Annotated in this window: 12 protein-coding genes; 5 read left to right on the forward strand and 7 right to left on the reverse strand. The window is 59.8% G+C overall.

Annotated features, from left to right (window positions below):
* Positions 1 to 96 precede the first annotated feature (96 nt).
* Positions 97 to 1461 (forward strand): formimidoylglutamate deiminase, encoded by a 1365-nt coding sequence (locus tag L8H52_RS23070; protein ID WP_242208902.1) that lies wholly within the window; start codon positions 97 to 99, stop codon positions 1459 to 1461.
* 122 nt (positions 1462 to 1583) lie between these two features.
* Here L8H52_RS23070 and L8H52_RS23075 read toward each other — a convergent pair whose 3' ends face one another.
* Both L8H52_RS23075 and L8H52_RS23080 read right to left on the reverse strand, forming a co-directional pair.
* Positions 1584 to 2153 carry a lipocalin family protein gene (locus L8H52_RS23075; RefSeq protein ID WP_242208901.1) on the reverse strand — a complete coding sequence of 190 codons (570 nt, stop codon included), beginning with the start codon at positions 2151 to 2153 and terminating at the stop codon, positions 1584 to 1586.
* 30 nt (positions 2154 to 2183) lie between these two features.
* The gene (locus L8H52_RS23080) at positions 2184 to 2438 is read right to left on the reverse strand and encodes a hypothetical protein (RefSeq protein WP_064388903.1); all 255 of its coding nucleotides are present in this window, start codon (positions 2436 to 2438) and stop codon (positions 2184 to 2186) included.
* 282 nt (positions 2439 to 2720) lie between these two features.
* Between L8H52_RS23080 and L8H52_RS23085 the strand changes: the two genes are divergently transcribed.
* The 3 genes from L8H52_RS23085 to L8H52_RS23095 all read left to right on the forward strand — a co-directional run bounded on the left by L8H52_RS23085 (position 2721) and on the right by L8H52_RS23095 (position 5421).
* Positions 2721 to 4613 carry a methyl-accepting chemotaxis protein gene (locus L8H52_RS23085; protein WP_242208900.1) on the forward strand — a complete coding sequence of 631 codons (1893 nt, stop codon included), beginning with the start codon at positions 2721 to 2723 and terminating at the stop codon, positions 4611 to 4613.
* A gap of 206 nt (positions 4614 to 4819) precedes the next feature.
* A complete protein-coding gene (locus tag L8H52_RS23090) occupies positions 4820 to 5092 on the forward strand; it encodes a type II toxin-antitoxin system Phd/YefM family antitoxin (protein ID WP_095120753.1) in 273 nt (90 codons plus the stop codon).
* On the forward strand, positions 5089 to 5421 hold the full coding sequence (locus L8H52_RS23095) for a type II toxin-antitoxin system RelE/ParE family toxin (RefSeq protein WP_242208899.1): 333 nt from the start codon (positions 5089 to 5091) through the stop codon (positions 5419 to 5421). The genes L8H52_RS23090 and L8H52_RS23095 overlap by 4 nt, the downstream gene beginning before the upstream one ends.
* 1 nt (position 5422) lies before the next feature.
* Here the strand turns inward: L8H52_RS23095 and L8H52_RS23100 are convergent, their stop codons facing one another.
* From L8H52_RS23100 to L8H52_RS23120, 5 genes are all read right to left on the reverse strand, one after another.
* Entirely contained in the window at positions 5423 to 6025 is a 603-nt protein-coding gene (locus L8H52_RS23100) for a DUF924 family protein (RefSeq protein ID WP_242208898.1), read from the reverse strand.
* Between the two features lie 3 nt (positions 6026 to 6028).
* The gene (locus tag L8H52_RS23105; protein WP_008080580.1) at positions 6029 to 7039 is read right to left on the reverse strand and encodes a class 1 fructose-bisphosphatase; all 1011 of its coding nucleotides are present in this window, start codon (positions 7037 to 7039) and stop codon (positions 6029 to 6031) included.
* 288 nt (positions 7040 to 7327) lie between these two features.
* A complete protein-coding gene (locus L8H52_RS23110; protein WP_242208897.1) occupies positions 7328 to 8692 on the reverse strand; it encodes a DUF3999 domain-containing protein in 1365 nt (454 codons plus the stop codon).
* Entirely contained in the window at positions 8689 to 12273 is a 3585-nt protein-coding gene (locus L8H52_RS23115) for a DUF2339 domain-containing protein (RefSeq protein WP_242208896.1), read from the reverse strand. The genes L8H52_RS23110 and L8H52_RS23115 overlap by 4 nt, the downstream gene beginning before the upstream one ends.
* Before the next feature lie 254 nt (positions 12274 to 12527).
* Entirely contained in the window at positions 12528 to 14978 is a 2451-nt protein-coding gene (locus L8H52_RS23120; RefSeq protein ID WP_242208895.1) for a glycogen/starch/alpha-glucan phosphorylase, read from the reverse strand.
* A gap of 260 nt (positions 14979 to 15238) precedes the next feature.
* On the opposite strand from L8H52_RS23120, the gene L8H52_RS23125 reads away from it, so the two are divergent.
* Entirely contained in the window at positions 15239 to 15676 is a 438-nt protein-coding gene (locus L8H52_RS23125) for a YkgJ family cysteine cluster protein (RefSeq protein ID WP_236427908.1), read from the forward strand.
* The last annotated feature ends 279 nt before the right edge of the window (positions 15677 to 15955 follow it).

Genomic DNA, 15955 nt, shown 5'->3' on the forward strand with positions numbered 1-15955 from the left:
TGTTCATTGATGAAAGTGGCTAGCTTGCCGGAGTTTACCGGGCAGGCAAACGTCTGTATATGTATATACAAATAACACACGATGGGGTGCTGAACCATGTCCGCCTTCTTTGCCGAACGCGCGCTGCTGCCTAACGGATGGGCCAACAATGTACGTCTTGAGGTCAGCGCCGAGGGCCTGCTGACCCAAATCCAGGCCGATTCCACCGCAGATGGCGCCGAACGGCTGAGCGGCCCGTTGCTGCCGGGCATGCCGAATCTGCACTCCCATGCCTTCCAGCGAGCGATGGCTGGACTGGCCGAAGTGGCCGGCAATCCGAATGACAGTTTCTGGACCTGGCGCGATTTGATGTATCGCCTCGTCGGAAAAATCAGCCCGGATCAGCTCGGCATTATCGCCCGTCAGCTGTACATCGAAATGCTCAAGGCTGGTTACACATCCGTTGCAGAATTTCATTACGTGCACCACGACAGCAATGGCCAGCCTTATGCCGATCCCGCTGAGCTGGCGTTGCGCATCAGCCAGGCCGCAAGTGAAAGCGGCATCGGTCTGACCCTGCTGCCGGTGCTCTACAGCCACTCCGGTTTCGGTGGCCAGACGCCCAACGATGGCCAACGCCGCTTTATCAACAGCACCGAAAATTACCTGAATCTGCAATCGCGCCTGCAGCCAATTTTGGCGCAGCAAAAGGCGCAATCGCTGGGCCTGTGCTTCCACTCGTTGCGCGCGGTAACGCCGCAGCAGATCAGCGAAGTACTGGCCGCCAGCGACAAGCAATGCCCGGTGCACATCCACATCGCCGAACAGCAGAAGGAAGTCGACGACTGCCTGAGCTGGAGCGGTCGGCGTCCGCTGCAATGGCTGTATGAAAATGCCGAAGTCGATCAGCGCTGGTGCTTGGTCCACGCCACTCATGCCAACCCTGAAGAAGTCACGCTGATGGCCAAGAGTCGCGCCATTGCCGGCCTGTGTCTGACCACCGAAGCAAATCTGGGTGACGGAATTTTTCCGGCGGTGGATTTCCTCGCGCAGGGCGGGCGCATGGGCATCGGTTCCGACAGCCATGTGTCGCTGAGCGTGGTGGAGGAATTGCGTTGGCTGGAATACGGCCAGCGTCTGCGCGATCAGCGGCGTAACCGTTTGTACGGTGCGGATCAGCCGATGGTCGGGCGCACGCTGTATGACGCGGCGCTGGATGGCGGGGCACAGGCGTTGGGGCAGCCGATCGGGGCGCTGGAAGTGGGCAAGCGTGCAGACTGGATCGTGCTCGATGGCAATGACCCGTATCTGGCGACGGCCAATGGCGACGGAATTTTGAATCGCTGGTTGTTTGCCGGTGGCGATCGTCAGGTGCGCGATGTGCTGGTCAATGGCCAGTGGGTTGTACGCGATGGGCGGCATGCCGGGGAAGAGGACAGTGCACGTGCCTTCACCCAGGTCCTGCGTGACCTTTTAGGCTGACACAAAACAAAAATGTGGGAGCGAGCCTGCTCGCGAAGAGGCCGTATCAGTCGACTGAAATGTTGACTGATACACCGCTTTCGCGAGCAGGCTCGCTCCCACATTTTGATTGGTGGCGATGCTTAATTCGAGGTCTTGGCCATCTGCCGATCTGTCGCACGCCAGATCAGTCGCGTGGTGTCATAACCCTGCTGACGCGCCTTGCTCAGCAGCTCTTCACGCACCACGCCGTTGACAGTCGGTGTGCGTGACAGCAGCCACATGTACTTGCGACTCGAGTCGCCGACGATGGCGGTCTTGTAGTCATCGCTGACGTACAACACCCAGTATTCGCCTTTCGCCACACCCGGAATCAGGCGTGAAAACCAGGTATCGAATTCGACCCAAAGCTTGTCGGTCTTGCCCGGCACCTGTGGATAAGCCGTGCCCTTGACCTCTTCCCACTGCCATTGCGGAGTCAGGCAGCGATTGAGCACCGCGACATTGCCGTCAGGCTTGAGGGTGTAATGGGCTTCGGATTGCGCGCAATTGCGCTGGAAGTACATCGGCAAACGCGCCAGTTCATACCAGGTGCCCTGATAGCGCTTGAGATTGACGCTGTTGGCCGTTTTCGGTGCCAATGGGTCGACGCCGGAAGTGGCGCAGCCGGCCAGTACCAGGCCGGCAAAAAGGATCAGCAATAACCGCTTCATTTTTTTTCTCCGTGGGCGCGAAGCCCCGGTTTACTTCAGGCCTTGGCCGGAAAACATCAGCACTTTGTCACCGGCGTACTGCACGCTGATAAAGCTGTTCTTGTCGCCCCAGGTGCAACTGGACATGCCGAGCGCGCCCGAGCAATCGGTGGGCTTGCCGAGCAGAGTCTCGACTTCGGCCTTGGCCATGCCGGCCGAGAGCTTCGAATAGTTTTCCTGATTGACCTTGCTGCATGCGGCCAACAGCACGCAAAACGTCAGAAGGGCGAGAGATCGCAGCGACATGGTGTAACTCCTGGAACGGAAGGGGGATGGCATGGCGCCAACCAGAAGCTTAGAAGAGAAAACCCCTGTCTGGTTCCCTGCCGGGCTGGCTATTTGTTACTCCGCTCGTCCGGCATTTGCCGGCAAATCAGACACTTTGTAGGGCTATTGCGCATTTCGTCGCCTTTCGCCAAAGACGCCTAATCTTTGGCGCGCCGCGGTCGAAATAAGAGCAGCGCAAAGCCCTCGGGTGTGGCAAATTGCCGCCCTTTCTTGACCAGCCCCTTCGCGGTAGTTCATTCGATGACCAGAAACATGAAATTCAGCCACAAGATCTTGTTGGCGGCCGCCCTCGTGGTGGCCGTTGCGTTCGCCTGTTTCATTTTCTTCAACGATTATCGACAGCGCGAAGCCCTGAGCAGCAGCACCGAAGCCTCGATGCAGGAATTGGGCAGCCTGACCACCAGCAACATCCAGACCTGGCTGGAAAGCCGCATTCAGTTGCTGCAATCGCTGTCGCAGCAAGTGGCCGTCGACGGTAACGCCCCCGCCAGCCTGAAACGCATCATCGACCTGCCCGCCTACACCGGCAATTTCCAGCTCAGCTACTTCGGTGGCGCCGACGGCGTGATGTTCTCGGTGCCTGCCGGCAACCGCGCGCCGGACTACGATCCACGCGCCCGTGGCTGGTACAAAGCGGCCAACAGCGCGCAGCAGACCATCGTCACCGAACCGTACATCGCCGCGTCCTCGGGCAAACTGGTGATCACCGTCGCAACACCTGTTCAGCGCCAGGGCCAGATGCTCGGCGTTGCCGGTGCCGACATCGATCTGACCAGCGTCAGCGCGATCATCAACTCGCTGAACTTCGGCGGCCACGGCCATGCGTTCATCGTCAGCAGCGAGGGCAAGATCCTGATTCACCCGGACAGCAAACTGGTGCTCAAGACCCTCGCCGAGGCCTACCCGAATGGCGCGCCGAAAGTCAGTCCGGGCCTGAAAGAAGTCGAGTTCGACGGCAAGACCCAACTGATCTCCTTCACCCGCGTCAACGGCGTGCCGTCGGCGGACTGGTACGTGGCGCTGGTGCTGGATAAAGACACCGCGTTCGCGATGCTCAGCGAATTCCGCACCTCGGCGCTGATCGCCATGGTCATTGCCGTGGTGATCATCATCGCCCTGCTCGGCATGCTGATCCGTGTGTTGATGCAGCCGCTGCTGACCATGGGCCGCGCCATGCACGACATCGCTGAAGGTGAAGGCGACCTCACCAAACGTCTGGTGATTCATGGCAACGACGAATTCGGCGCGCTGGGCACTTCGTTCAACCGTTTCGTCGAGCGCATTCACACCTCGATCCGCGAAGTGTCCTCGGCCACCGGCCAGGTCAACGAAGTCGCCCTGCGCGTGGTCGCGGCCTCGAACTCGTCCATGTACAACTCCGACCAGCAAGCCACCCGCACCAACAGCGTTGCTGCGGCGATCAACCAACTGGGCGCCGCCGCGCAGGAAATCGCCCAGAACGCCGCCCTCGCCTCGCAGCATTCCAGCGACGCGCGCAGCCTCGCGGTCGACGGTCAGCAGGTTGTGGATAAAACCATTCAAGCCATGCAGCAGTTGTCGGCGAAGATCAGTGATTCGTGCGGCAACATCGAAACCCTGAACAGCAACACGGTGAACATCGGTCAGATTCTTGAAGTGATCACCAGCATTTCCCAGCAGACCAACTTGCTCGCACTTAACGCCGCGATTGAAGCGGCGCGTGCCGGTGAAGCCGGTCGTGGTTTCGCGGTGGTCGCGGACGAAGTGCGCAACTTGGCGCACCGCACTCAGGATTCGGCGCAGCAGGTGCAGAAGATGATCGAAGAGCTGCAAGTCGGCGCACGCCAGGCCGTCAACATCATGACCGAGAGCCAGCGTGAGAGCGAAAGCAGCGTCGGCATCGCCAACCAGGCCGGCGAGCGCCTGGGCAGCGTGACTCAGCGCATCGGCGAGATCGACGGGATGAACCAGTCGGTGGCGACGGCGACGGAAGAGCAGACCGCTGTGGTCGAGTCGATCAATGTCGATATCAACGAGATCAACACGCTGAATCAGGAAGGTGTGGAGAACTTGCAGGCAACGTTGCGCGCGTGCTCGGATCTGGAGCAGCAGGCGGCGCGGTTGAAGCAGTTGGTGGGTAGTTTCCGCATTTAAGCGGTGCTGCTTCTGGCCCCTTCGCGAGCAAGCTCGCTCCTACAATGGTTCTGTATCGTTCACAGATCCACAAGGAGCGAGTTTTCTCGCGAAGGCGACATCAGAGACGAAGAAATGTGGAAATTGGAACACGTTGGTCAGCTCGCACTGACGCTGGACTGAATTAGGACTAAACTCAGTCCTGTTCAATTTGGCGGGGTTCAATCATGAAGCTTTCATCGCAAATCAAACCGATCAGTTACCTGAAAAGCCACACGGCCGAAATCGTCAAATCAATCACAGAAAGTCGCGAGCCGCTGGTAATCACTCAAAACGGTGAAGCCAAGCTAGTGGTTATGGATGTGAAAAGCTTTGAAGAGCAAGAAGGCACAATGGCTTTGCTGAAACTGTTGGCGATGGGTAATCGGGAGATCGAAGAAGGCAAGTTCAGTGATGCTGAAGATGTGTTTGCCGAAATGGACAAGGCCGATCATCAATGAGTTTAAAGGTCGTTATTCTCCAGTCCGCACAAGCAGATCTCAAAGAACTTCGCACCTACCTCGTCAGACAGTTCTCATTGCAAATTTGGCAAAGCACTTATGCCGATCTCAAGACTGCGATTCTCGGCCTCGCCGATCTGCCCTATTCAGGATCAATCCCCGAAGAAATCGAGAAGCTCAATCTCGGCCAATACCGCCAGATTGTTTTGGGAATGAACCGGATTATTTATGAGGTGCGAGAAAAAACGGTTTTCATCCATATCATTGTCGATACGCGAAAAAGCCTGCCGGCACTGTTGATGAAACGGCTTCTACGAGGCAATCCTTGATTTAGAACCGTGATCCAGGCTCACCGAGAAACACCAACTCCTCCGCCGTAGACTCCCGCCCCAACACCGCATTGCGATGCGGAAAGCGGCCAAACCGCGCGATCACTTTCTGATGCCGCTCGGCATAATCCAGATTGTCGGCAAACACCGCCCGCTCACCTTCCGGCTGTTCAGCCACCAGTTCTATAAACCTGGAAACCGCTTCGTTCTGCACCGCGAGGTTTTCGCAGTGTTCGAACACCAGATAAATAAACACACGCTGAATCGGCTTCAACTGCCGATCAAAATCCGCCGCAATGCCTTGAGCGACGAGTTTCTGCGCGCGCAGATCACCGGAAAATGCTTTTGGAGTATCGCGAAAGATCATTCTCGGCAGTTGATCGAGCAGGAGCACTAGCGCCAGCCAGCCTTCGGGACGTTGCGTCCACTCGGTCAATTCGCCGGCCAAGGCCTGATCGACAAAGACCCCGAAACGCTCACGCGCTTCGAGGTCCTGGCTGTCTCGCTTGCCAAACCACAACTTGCCCTTGTCAGCCGATATCTCGTCGGGAGATTCGGCATGTCCGAACCACCAATCGAGCAACGGCTGCCAGGGCGCGGTCATGGTTTATTCCTTGTGGTAGGCCGTCGCGCGTGCGACTTCTTCTTTCGAGCCGAGGAACACCGCTACGCGCTGGTGCAGGCCTTCTGGCTGAATGTCGAGAATGCGCTGGTGACCGTCGGTGGACGCGCCGCCCGCTTGTTCCACCAGGAACGACATCGGGTTGGCTTCGTACATCAGACGCAGTTTGCCTGGCTTGGATGGCTCACGGCTGTCGCGCGGGTACATGAACAGACCGCCACGGGTCAGGATGCGGTGTACGTCGGCAACCATCGCCGCGACCCAACGCATGTTGTAGTTCTTTTTCAGCGGACCCTCTTCACCGGCCAGCAGCTCGCCCACGTAGCGTTGTACCGGAGCTTCCCAGTGACGCTGGTTGGACATGTTGATGGCGAATTCCTGGGTCGATTCAGGAATGGTGATGTTTTCGTGAGTCAGCACGAAGCTGCCCATTTCACGGTCGAGGGTGAAGCCTTTGACGCCGTCGCCCAAGGTCAGGATCAGCATGGTCTGTGGACCGTAGATCGCGTAACCGGCGGCAACCTGTTGGGTGCCTGGCTGCAGGAACGCTTTCTCGTTCAGCGGCTCGTTCTGGCTCAGGTATTCGTTCGGGCAACGCAGTACCGAGAAGATGGTGCCGACCGGGGCGTTGATGTCGATGTTCGACGAACCGTCCAGTGGGTCGAATACCAGCAGGTACGCGCCTTTCGGGTATTTGCCCGGGATCTGGTAGGCATTGTCCATTTCTTCGGACGCCATGCCGGCCAGGTGACCGCCCCATTCGTTGGCTTCGAGCAGGATCTCGTTGGAGATCACGTCGAGCTTCTTCTGCACTTCGCCTTGCACGTTTTCGGTGCCCATGCTGCCCAGAACACCACCCAGGGCGCCTTTGGACACGGCGTGGTTGATCTCCTTGCAGGCACGCGCCACCACTTCGATCAGGAAACGCAGATCGGCAGGAGTGTTATTGCTGCGGGTCTGCTCAATCAAATAGCGACTCAGGGTAACGCGGGACATGGACGGCTCCGGTGGAATGGGGGGCTAAAAACCCGCGCAGTTTACAGGGAGTCTGAAAACGTAGCGAGCGAAGACGCCCGGTAACGTGCGTTGGGGTGTATTTGCCTGCATGAGACGTGAATGTGGGTGGAGAGTTCAGGTAGCGGGTTTAGCGTAGTTGGAAATCGGACGAAGGTGATCAGCTTGGGATATGTATTGATTGAGAAGCCGCCTTCGCGAGCCTGCGTCGTTCACACATCCACTGTGGGAGCGAGCCTGCTCGCGAATGGCGCGCAGCGCCAGCCATTCTCAGCTGTTGGCAGGTGGCTTGCGCAATAGGCTGAACGCCATCGCCCCGAGAAAAACCACGCTCAGCAACAACACGGCCCACAAGCCGATCTTCTTCCAGTTGGTCTCAGCCACTGCCGCCGTGGTAGCCGTCGAAGTCTGCGTAACCACCGCTTCACCCTGCACCGACGCCTTCCCCAGCGCCGCCAGCTTCTCCGGTTTGAAATCCGGAATCAGCGTCGCCAACGGCAGATTCGCCGTCTTCACACTCGGGTTACCCAGCGCCAGACTGTATGGCCCCTCCCCGCGCGCAAGGAAAATCACCTGCGTCGCCCGCACCGCATATTTCAGACTCGGCGTTTGCTCGCCCAGACCACCGCCACGCTCATCCACCGTCAGCTTCAACTGCTGCACAGTCTGCCCGTAGAGCTGCAATTCGTTCTGCACTACATCCTGATTATTCTGGGTCAAGCGATAGAGCAAGCCATTGCTCAGTTCCTGCCACGGCAGGCTGCTTTCACGTCGCCCCATCAATGTCACCGGCGCCAGACTGTTTGGCTGTTTCAGCTCAACCTGCACACGTTCAACGTTCAGCCCCATCGGCAACTGCCAGGTGTATTCCCCGGCCTTGGTGCTGCTGCCGGCCAATGCCTGCGACCAGACCAACGGCAGCGGAACATTGCGCGGATCACTGCTTTTCAATTGTGCCGCCGTCAGGATCGGCGCCGAGTTCGGCGACTCCCACAGCAACCGCACATAACGCGCCGATTGCCCCGGCAACGTCACCTCATGCTGCTCGATGCGCTCATCGGAAAAGGTCAGCCGTGCCACCTGCCCTTCGCCCCATGGCTGCCAATGTTGCAGGTCGTCACTGGCCTCGATGCTGAAGCGTTGAAAACCGTCGCGCTCGCTGGTCCAGTCGAGGATCAACTGCTGCAACGGCGCCTTGATCGCACTCGCGTCCAACAGCCAGCCGCGCAGAATCTCTTCACCCGCTTCCAACTGACTGGACGGTTGCACTTCAACCAATGTGCCGTTGGTGGTCGCTTGCACACGCACGTTCGGCGCGCGTTCGCTGGCGTCGGCGGCGTTGTACAGCGGGAACCACTTCACTTCGTGCAACTGGCCGTCGTCGCGGGTTTGCGCGGATTCGCGGGCCAGCGCATAGGCTTGCGGTTCGCCGGCGGCGTTGAACACGCGCAGGTCACTGAGATCGGTCTGGCGTGCCTGCAATTGCACACTCAATGGCAATTCGAGGCGATACCACGGGCCATTGCCGCTGACCGCCAGCGGCACCTGCGTGGCGAAGTCCGCCGGTTTTTCCTGAGCGCCAGCCGCCATCACCACGGCCAACGCCAACCAACCCAGATTCAGCATACGACTCAAGATGAAACTCCTTCGGTGTCCGGGACGGGCTTGTCCGCCGCCGGCTCAGCTTCAACGCGTTTGGGCGGCAGCGGCGCGAAATAGCCGACCACCAGCAGCAACACGCCCACGCCGATAAACGAGACGATCCGGGCGAGGCCGCCACGGTTGCTCAATTCGACAAAAATCAGTTTGGCCACCACCAGCGCAATCAGTGCCGCGCCGATCAGCCACACTTCGCGACGATGACGCAGATGGCCGCCGATCATCAACCCGAGCGCCATCAGCGTCCAGACGATGGACAATCCGGCCTGCACCAACATTGAGCCGAGCAGCGTATCCAGCTCAAACGGGATACCGGCCCAATGGTGCGCTGCGCGAGTGACCAGCGCCGTGCAGAAGGCGAACAGCGAAACCCCGGCGATCAGTTGCGTGCCGTAATCGGCGTAGTCCTGACGAATCGACAATTGCGACACTGCACTGCGCGACCACACATAAACGCCGAACAACGCGAACAGCAGGCCCAACTCCAAAGGGTTAAGCAGCGGCACGTATGGCAATGGCTCGGCGTTGCCATCGCTGACACCATTTGCCAGCCAGAACCACGCGAGCATCAACACCGCCAACGGCGCAGCCGCATACAAACGGTACTCGCGGGCAAACGCGGCGACCGGCCACGGCCAACTGCGCGGGGCCGCTGCCAACAACAGATAAACGCTCGGCAGAATCGCCCAGCCCAGCCAGCGCCAGGCGTTGTATTGCTCGGACAACAGCAGCAGACCGTAGCGCAACTCCAGCGCCAGCACACCGATCAGCAGCCAGCAGCCGAGTACATGTGCCGCACTCAAGGCGCGCGCCGGCAGCATCGGCGCCAAACGTCGCAGGCTGAAGAAATGCACAGCGAACACTGCTACCCACGCCAGCCAGCCGAAATCAGCAGCCGGGTGATAACGCGAATGCCACGCGCCGAGCAGCACAACAGCAGACGTCGGAATCAGCAACGTACAGAGCAGGCCCAGCGCTGGCCATTTCAGACGCAGCGACAGCAGCGTCCACAACGCCACGCTGACGGCGGCGACCAACAGCAGCAAAGTGCCCTGCAGAGTCGGCGGCGCAAAACGCAGCACTTCACTGACCCACGCCAGCGCCCACCAACCGGCACCCCACAGCAACAACACTTCGGACAAGCGCTGCAGACTCAACGCATCGAAGGCCGAGGCGTGATTGCCCAACTGCAGGCGCCAGGCACCGATCATCGCCGCCAGCCCCAGCACCAGCGGCGTCCAGAATCCACCGTGGGCCAACGGCTTCAGGCCTTCGCTGGACAGCGGCCCGAGCAGTTCCGGACTGGCCAGCAAGAACGCCGCGCCGCCAATCACCTGCAATAGCAGGCCGAAGACAAAACTCACGCGTTGCTTGAGGTACAGACTCAGCCAGATGATCAGCAAACCACTCGCCGCCCACACCGAGCTCGCCGTTTGCCACGGCAGGACAAACAACACCGCGAGATTGATCAACACCAACCCGGCCAGCAACACCACCGACAGCCCGCGCAGCAGACGCACATCACCGCGCACCATCTCATCGCGAGCCGCCAACAGCATGCCGGCGATCAGCGCCAGACCGATCAACGAAGCGCTGAGCAAGCCGCTCCAACCCGCACTGAACACCGCCGCCGAATCTTCGCCCGCGCCTTGCAGTCGCACCAAGAACAGCGCGCCGCCGAGCAACTGCACGGCAAACGCGCTGAACAGGAACGTACGCGACTGAATCCGCAGACCGACAAACAACGTCACCAAACCGGCCAACGCCCAACTGATCGCCGTGGCCTGAACGAAGAAGAACAGCGGCGCCAGTAGATAGAGGAACGTCAAACCCAGACACGCCAGCACCGGCAAACCTTGACGTTCCCAGGGCGCGGCTTGTTCCGGCGAAGCCTTGCGCAATTGGTAGAAACTGAACAGCAACGCGAGACCGAGCATCAACGCGCCCAGCGGCGCACCGTCGAGCAAACTGCTCTCGCCGACGTGCAACTGACTGAGAAATGCCAACGCCGAACCCAATTGCAGCAGCAAGGCAAAGGCCCGGGCGAACGGTCGATGCTGACGTAAACCGAGCCAGAAAATCCCCGCACCTTCCACCGCCCATGCCGCCGACGTCCAGCGCGCATCGAGACCCAGCGGAATCGCCAGACTGGCAAAAATCACCCCGAGCGCCAGACAGGTTTCGCCCAGCAGCACCGCACGGCCGCCCATCAATACCCTGGCCAGTGCCATGTAGATCATGCCCAGTGCGAGCGCACTGAACGCGGCGGCAAATTCCAGATGCTGCACCAGCGCAAACTGCAAACCGAAGCCAATAATCGGCGGGCCGAAAAGCATGGTGCCGTCAACGTAATCGCCCTTGCGTGCTGACCACTGCAACAACGCTTCGCGGTCGTCATTTGCCGGCGCATCAGGCATGTCGCGCAACTTGCGCCGCGCGAACAGCAGGCCGATAGCGAGGTACATCAGGAAGAACAGAATCAGGAACGGCTCGGTACTCCACAACAACTCCGGCGCATACGAACGCAGGCCCCAGGCGAAGCCGATACCGAAGGTGCCGACAAAACCGATCAGGTTGAGCAGGCGCCAGGCCTTGAACCAGGCGATGGCAAGAATGCCGGCATTGAGCAGTGCGAAATAACTGAACAGCGCGACGTGGTTGCCGGCGCCGGTCGAGGTCAGGATCGGTGCAGCGAATCCGCCCAGTGCGGCCACAGCGGCGAGCGCCAGCGAGTCTTGGGTGATTGCCAGAATCGCCGAGAAGACTGTCACTGCGACCAGCAATCCCAACGCGGCGGACGGATCGAGCAACGGGTGCAGACGCATCGCCGCAAACACCGTCAGGTACAGCACCGCAATCCCGGTGCCTTGCAGCATCAACGCGTAACTGCTGTTGCGCCACCGCAGCCACCAGCCCAGCGCGAGCAAGCCCAACGCAGCTGCCGCAACACCGGCGTAGCGCACCTCGATCGGCACGACCATGCCTTCGGTGGCGTAGCGCAGCAGGAACGCCAGACCGAAGAACAGCAACACCACGCCAACGCGCAGTACGGTGTTGCCGCCGAACAGCCAGTTACGCGCAGCGCTGATGCCGCGTTCGATAAGGTTCGGGCCACGGGGTTCGGCAGGTTGTTGCGGTTCAGGCGTGACGGCGTCAAGGCGCCAGACATCGGCGGGCAACGGTTGACTGGTTTCACTGGCGGCGGCGGAAATCGGTTCGAGTTCGGGCGGCAGTTCCCAGACCAGTTCAGGGGCCGGGGCTTCTTCGGCGGCTTTGACGGGTTCTACGACGGGCTCGGTAACCGGCGCCGCACTCGGTGGAGGGGCAGCATGAAGGGGCGCGCCCTCCAGCAAAAACAGACGTTGCTCGACACCCTGCAAAGCGACTTTCGCCTGCTCAAGTTGCTGCTGTTGCGCCGTCGTCAGCGAGCCAAGCCGAGCGATGCGGATCGTTTGCCCGATCGCCAGCCCCAGCAACGCGCCCAACAAAGCCGCGCTGAACGACTCGTCAAGCAGCCAGCCGAGCACCAGCCCGATCAACATGAACATCCATTGCATGGTCGATATCCCTAAGCAGCCCCAAGACGGGGCGAGTCCGGCGATTGCTTCAGTCTAGGCACAAACCCTGTGGGAGCGAGCCTGCTCGCGAAAGCGGTTTGTCAGCCAACATTTCTGTTTAACCTGACTACCGCTTCGCGAGCAGGCTCGCTCCCACATTGGATTGGTGGTGACTGGAGCTACCGGTAACCGGCGCTCAGTATATCGATCCGACCCAACAAACGTTGGGCCTTGCGCACATTTGTTGCGGAAAGTTACTCCAGCGCTTTCCAGATTTCCGTGGCGTACTCGCGAATTGTCCGGTCGGACGAGAACCAGCCCATCCGCGCCGTGTTGAGCACTGCCGAACGCCACCAGTTGTTGGAGTCGTGCCAATGCGCTTCAACACGCTTCTGCGCTTCCCAATAAGAGTCGAAATCGGCACAGACCAGAAAGCGGTCGTAATCCACCAGCGAATCGATCAACCCGGTGTAGCGCGAAGTGTCATCCGGCGAGAACACCCCGCCACGGATCGCTTGCAGCACATCGTTCAGACGATGAGAGGCGGCGATGTCCGGCAAGGCGCTGAACTCGTGGTTCTGTTTACGCGCTTCCACCTGCTGCGCACTGAGGCCGAAGATGAACATGTGCTCGGCACCAATGCGCTCGCACATCTCGACGTTGGCGCCGTCCAGCGTACCGATGGTCAGCGCGCCGTTGAGGCCGAACTTCATGTTACTGGTGCCCGAGGCCTCGAAACCGGCGGTGGAAATCTGCTCGGACAAATCCGCCGCCGGAATAATACTTTCCGCCAGGCTGACGTTGTAATTAGGCAGGAACACCACTTTCAGCAGGCCGCGCACGGTTGGGTCGTTGTTGACCACCCGGGCGATATCGTTGGTCAGCTTGATGATCAGTTTGGCCTGGTGATAACTCGCCGCCGCTTTACCGGCGAAGATTTTCACCCGTGGCACCCAGTCGACTTCCGGCTCGGCGCGAATCGCCTGATACAACGCCACGGTGTGCAGCAGGTTGAGCAACTGGCGTTTGTATTCGTGGATCCGTTTGACCTGCACATCGAACATGGCAGCAGGGTTGACTGCGATGCCCAAGCGTTCGTGAATCAGATAGGCCAAAGCCTTTTTGCTATGCAGGCGTTGCTCGGCGAAGGCTTTGCGGAATGCGGTTTTTTCAGCGAACGGTTCGAGATCGAGCAGGCGCTCTTCCGGGTTATCCAGCAAATCGGGCCCCAGCGCATCGACCAGCATTGAGGTCAGTTCGGAGTTGGCCTGATACAACCAGCGGCGGAAGGTAATGCCGTTGGTTTTGTTATTGATCCGCTCCGGATAGAGCTTGTGCAGTTCGGCGAACACGGTTTTGCGCATTAACTGCGTGTGCAGCCCGGACACGCCGTTGACGCTGTGCGAACCGAGAAACGCAAGGTTGCCCATGCGCACCCGGCGACCGTTGTCTTCTTCGATCAGCGACACCGCACGCAGCACGTCGAAATCGTGAATGCCCTTGGCGCGCAGCGAATCGATGTGCTGAGCGTTGATCAGGTAAATGATCTGCATGTGGCGCGGCAACATACGTTCCATCAAACCCACCGGCCAGGTTTCCAGCGCTTCCGGCAACAGCGTGTGGTTGGTGTACGACAGCGTGTCGACGGTGACTTGCCACGCCGCATCCCACGCCACGTCGTAGACGTCGACCAGTTGGCGCATCAGTTCGGCAACAGCAATTGAAGGGTGGGTGTCGTTGAGCTGGATCGCCGCGTGATCGCCCAAGGTCAGTACCGAGGTGTGCATGTTGCGGTGACGACGCAGCAGATCCTGCAGCGAGGCGGCGACGAAGAAGTATTCCTGACGCAGGCGCAGCTCCTGCCCCGCTTCGGTGCTGTCCGCCGGGTAGAGCACGCGGGAGATACTTTCGGCGCGGGCCACTTCGGCAACGGCGCCCAAGTGGTCACCGGCGTTGAAGCGCTCCAGGTGCAAGTCTTCCATGGCGCGGGCACGCCACAGGCGCAGCGTGTTGACGCTCGCCCCGCGCCAGCCGACCACCGGCGTGTCGTAAGCAATCGCGCGGACGGTTTCCGCTGGCGACCAGACCTGTTTGGATTTGCCGGAAACGTCGGTGACGGTCTCGACGCTGCCGCCGAAGCCGATTGAATAGACGACCTCTGGCCGTTCGAACTCCCATGGATTACCGAAATCCAGCCAGTGCTCGGTTTGCTCCTGCTGCCAGCCGTCGACAATGGCCTGGCGGAACAAGCCGTGCTCATACCGAATGCCATAGCCATGGCCGGCGATACCGAGGGTCGACATGCTTTCCATGAAGCACGCCGCCAGACGACCGAGGCCGCCGTTGCCCAGCGCCGCGTCGGGCTCCAGCAAGCGGATGCGTTCCAGATCAACACCGAGTTCGGTCAACGCTTCACGGGCGACGTCGAGCAGGCCGAGGTTGCTCAGGCTGTCGTAGAGCAAACGGCCGATGAGGAATTCCAGCGAGAGGTAATACACCCGCTTCTGGCCTTTGCGGTAAATCTGCCGGGTGTGGTCCATCCAGTGTTCGACCATGTGATCGCGCGCAGCCAATGCGATGGCTTCGAACCAGTCATGGTCGAAAGCGTGATCGGGGTCTTTGCCCACCGCATAGGTGAGTTTGGTCAGGACGGCGTCGCGGAATGCGGCCACCTCTGCTTCGCGAACTAGTGGTTCTTGAGTCATCGATAGGACCTCGAGCGAGCGTGGAATTGTCTGAGCCTAGTCGGTCTGACCGACGGTCGAGGCTCTGGTTCGGCAGTTTTTCCTGAGACTGTGAGCTGGCCCGGCATTACCCTGGCGGATGAGCTAATGAATGCAGGGGCCGTGCCGAATTTTCCGGCAATGTGCCTGCACGCAGAAAAAATCTGGCGAAAGGTTGTTCAAAAATCCACCAGTCCCGGTATGATCGCGCGCCCTGATGCACACACGCCTGGTAACTCCCGATGATGAAGCCCAACCTGATTGCCGCCGCCGAGATCGATCGTCTCGATACGTGGGCAAAATACTCAGCCCCGATGTGCGGTTCCTGCATATCCAGCTGCTGCACGCTGCCGGTTGAGGTGAAGATCAAGGATCTGGTGCGCATCGGTGTGGTCGACGAGTTCGAACTCGGTGACCCGCCGAAGAACATTGCCAAGCGTTTGCAGAAAGAAGGCCTGGTCGAGCGCTTCAACCAGAAGTCCGGCATCTTCACGCTGCAGCGCATGAGCAACAACGATTGCTACTACCTGGATCGTAAGAGCCGCCTGTGCACCATTTATGACAAGCGCCCGGATACCTGCCGCAATCACCCGAAGATCGGCCCGCGTCCGGGGTATTGCGCTTATAAGCCAAAGGAAGTGGTGCGCGAGCAGAATTTCCGCGCGATCGAGCGCTTCTGAACGACGCTGAGTTCTTCGGTAGCCGTTAAACCCCAGCCCCTCACCCCAGCCCTCTCCCGAGGGAGAGGGAGCCGATCTCTGTCGCTTCCAAACCTGAGGTCGACTCGATTACTCAGATCGATGCAAAGCCAAAGAACAACTCGGTCAGTCCCCTCTCCCTACGGGCGGTCCGACGTTTCGGGAGGGCTAGGGTGAGGGGCTCTTGATCTTCAAGACCCAACTGCATTTCCTCCAGACAAACAAAAACGCCCCCGGTCTCGCGACCGGGGGCGTTTTCAT

It is taken from the genome of Pseudomonas sp. CROZ-RG-20F-R04-15 (assembly GCF_022662375.1).
In the GTDB taxonomy this organism is placed as follows: Bacteria; Pseudomonadota; Gammaproteobacteria; order Pseudomonadales; family Pseudomonadaceae; genus Aquipseudomonas.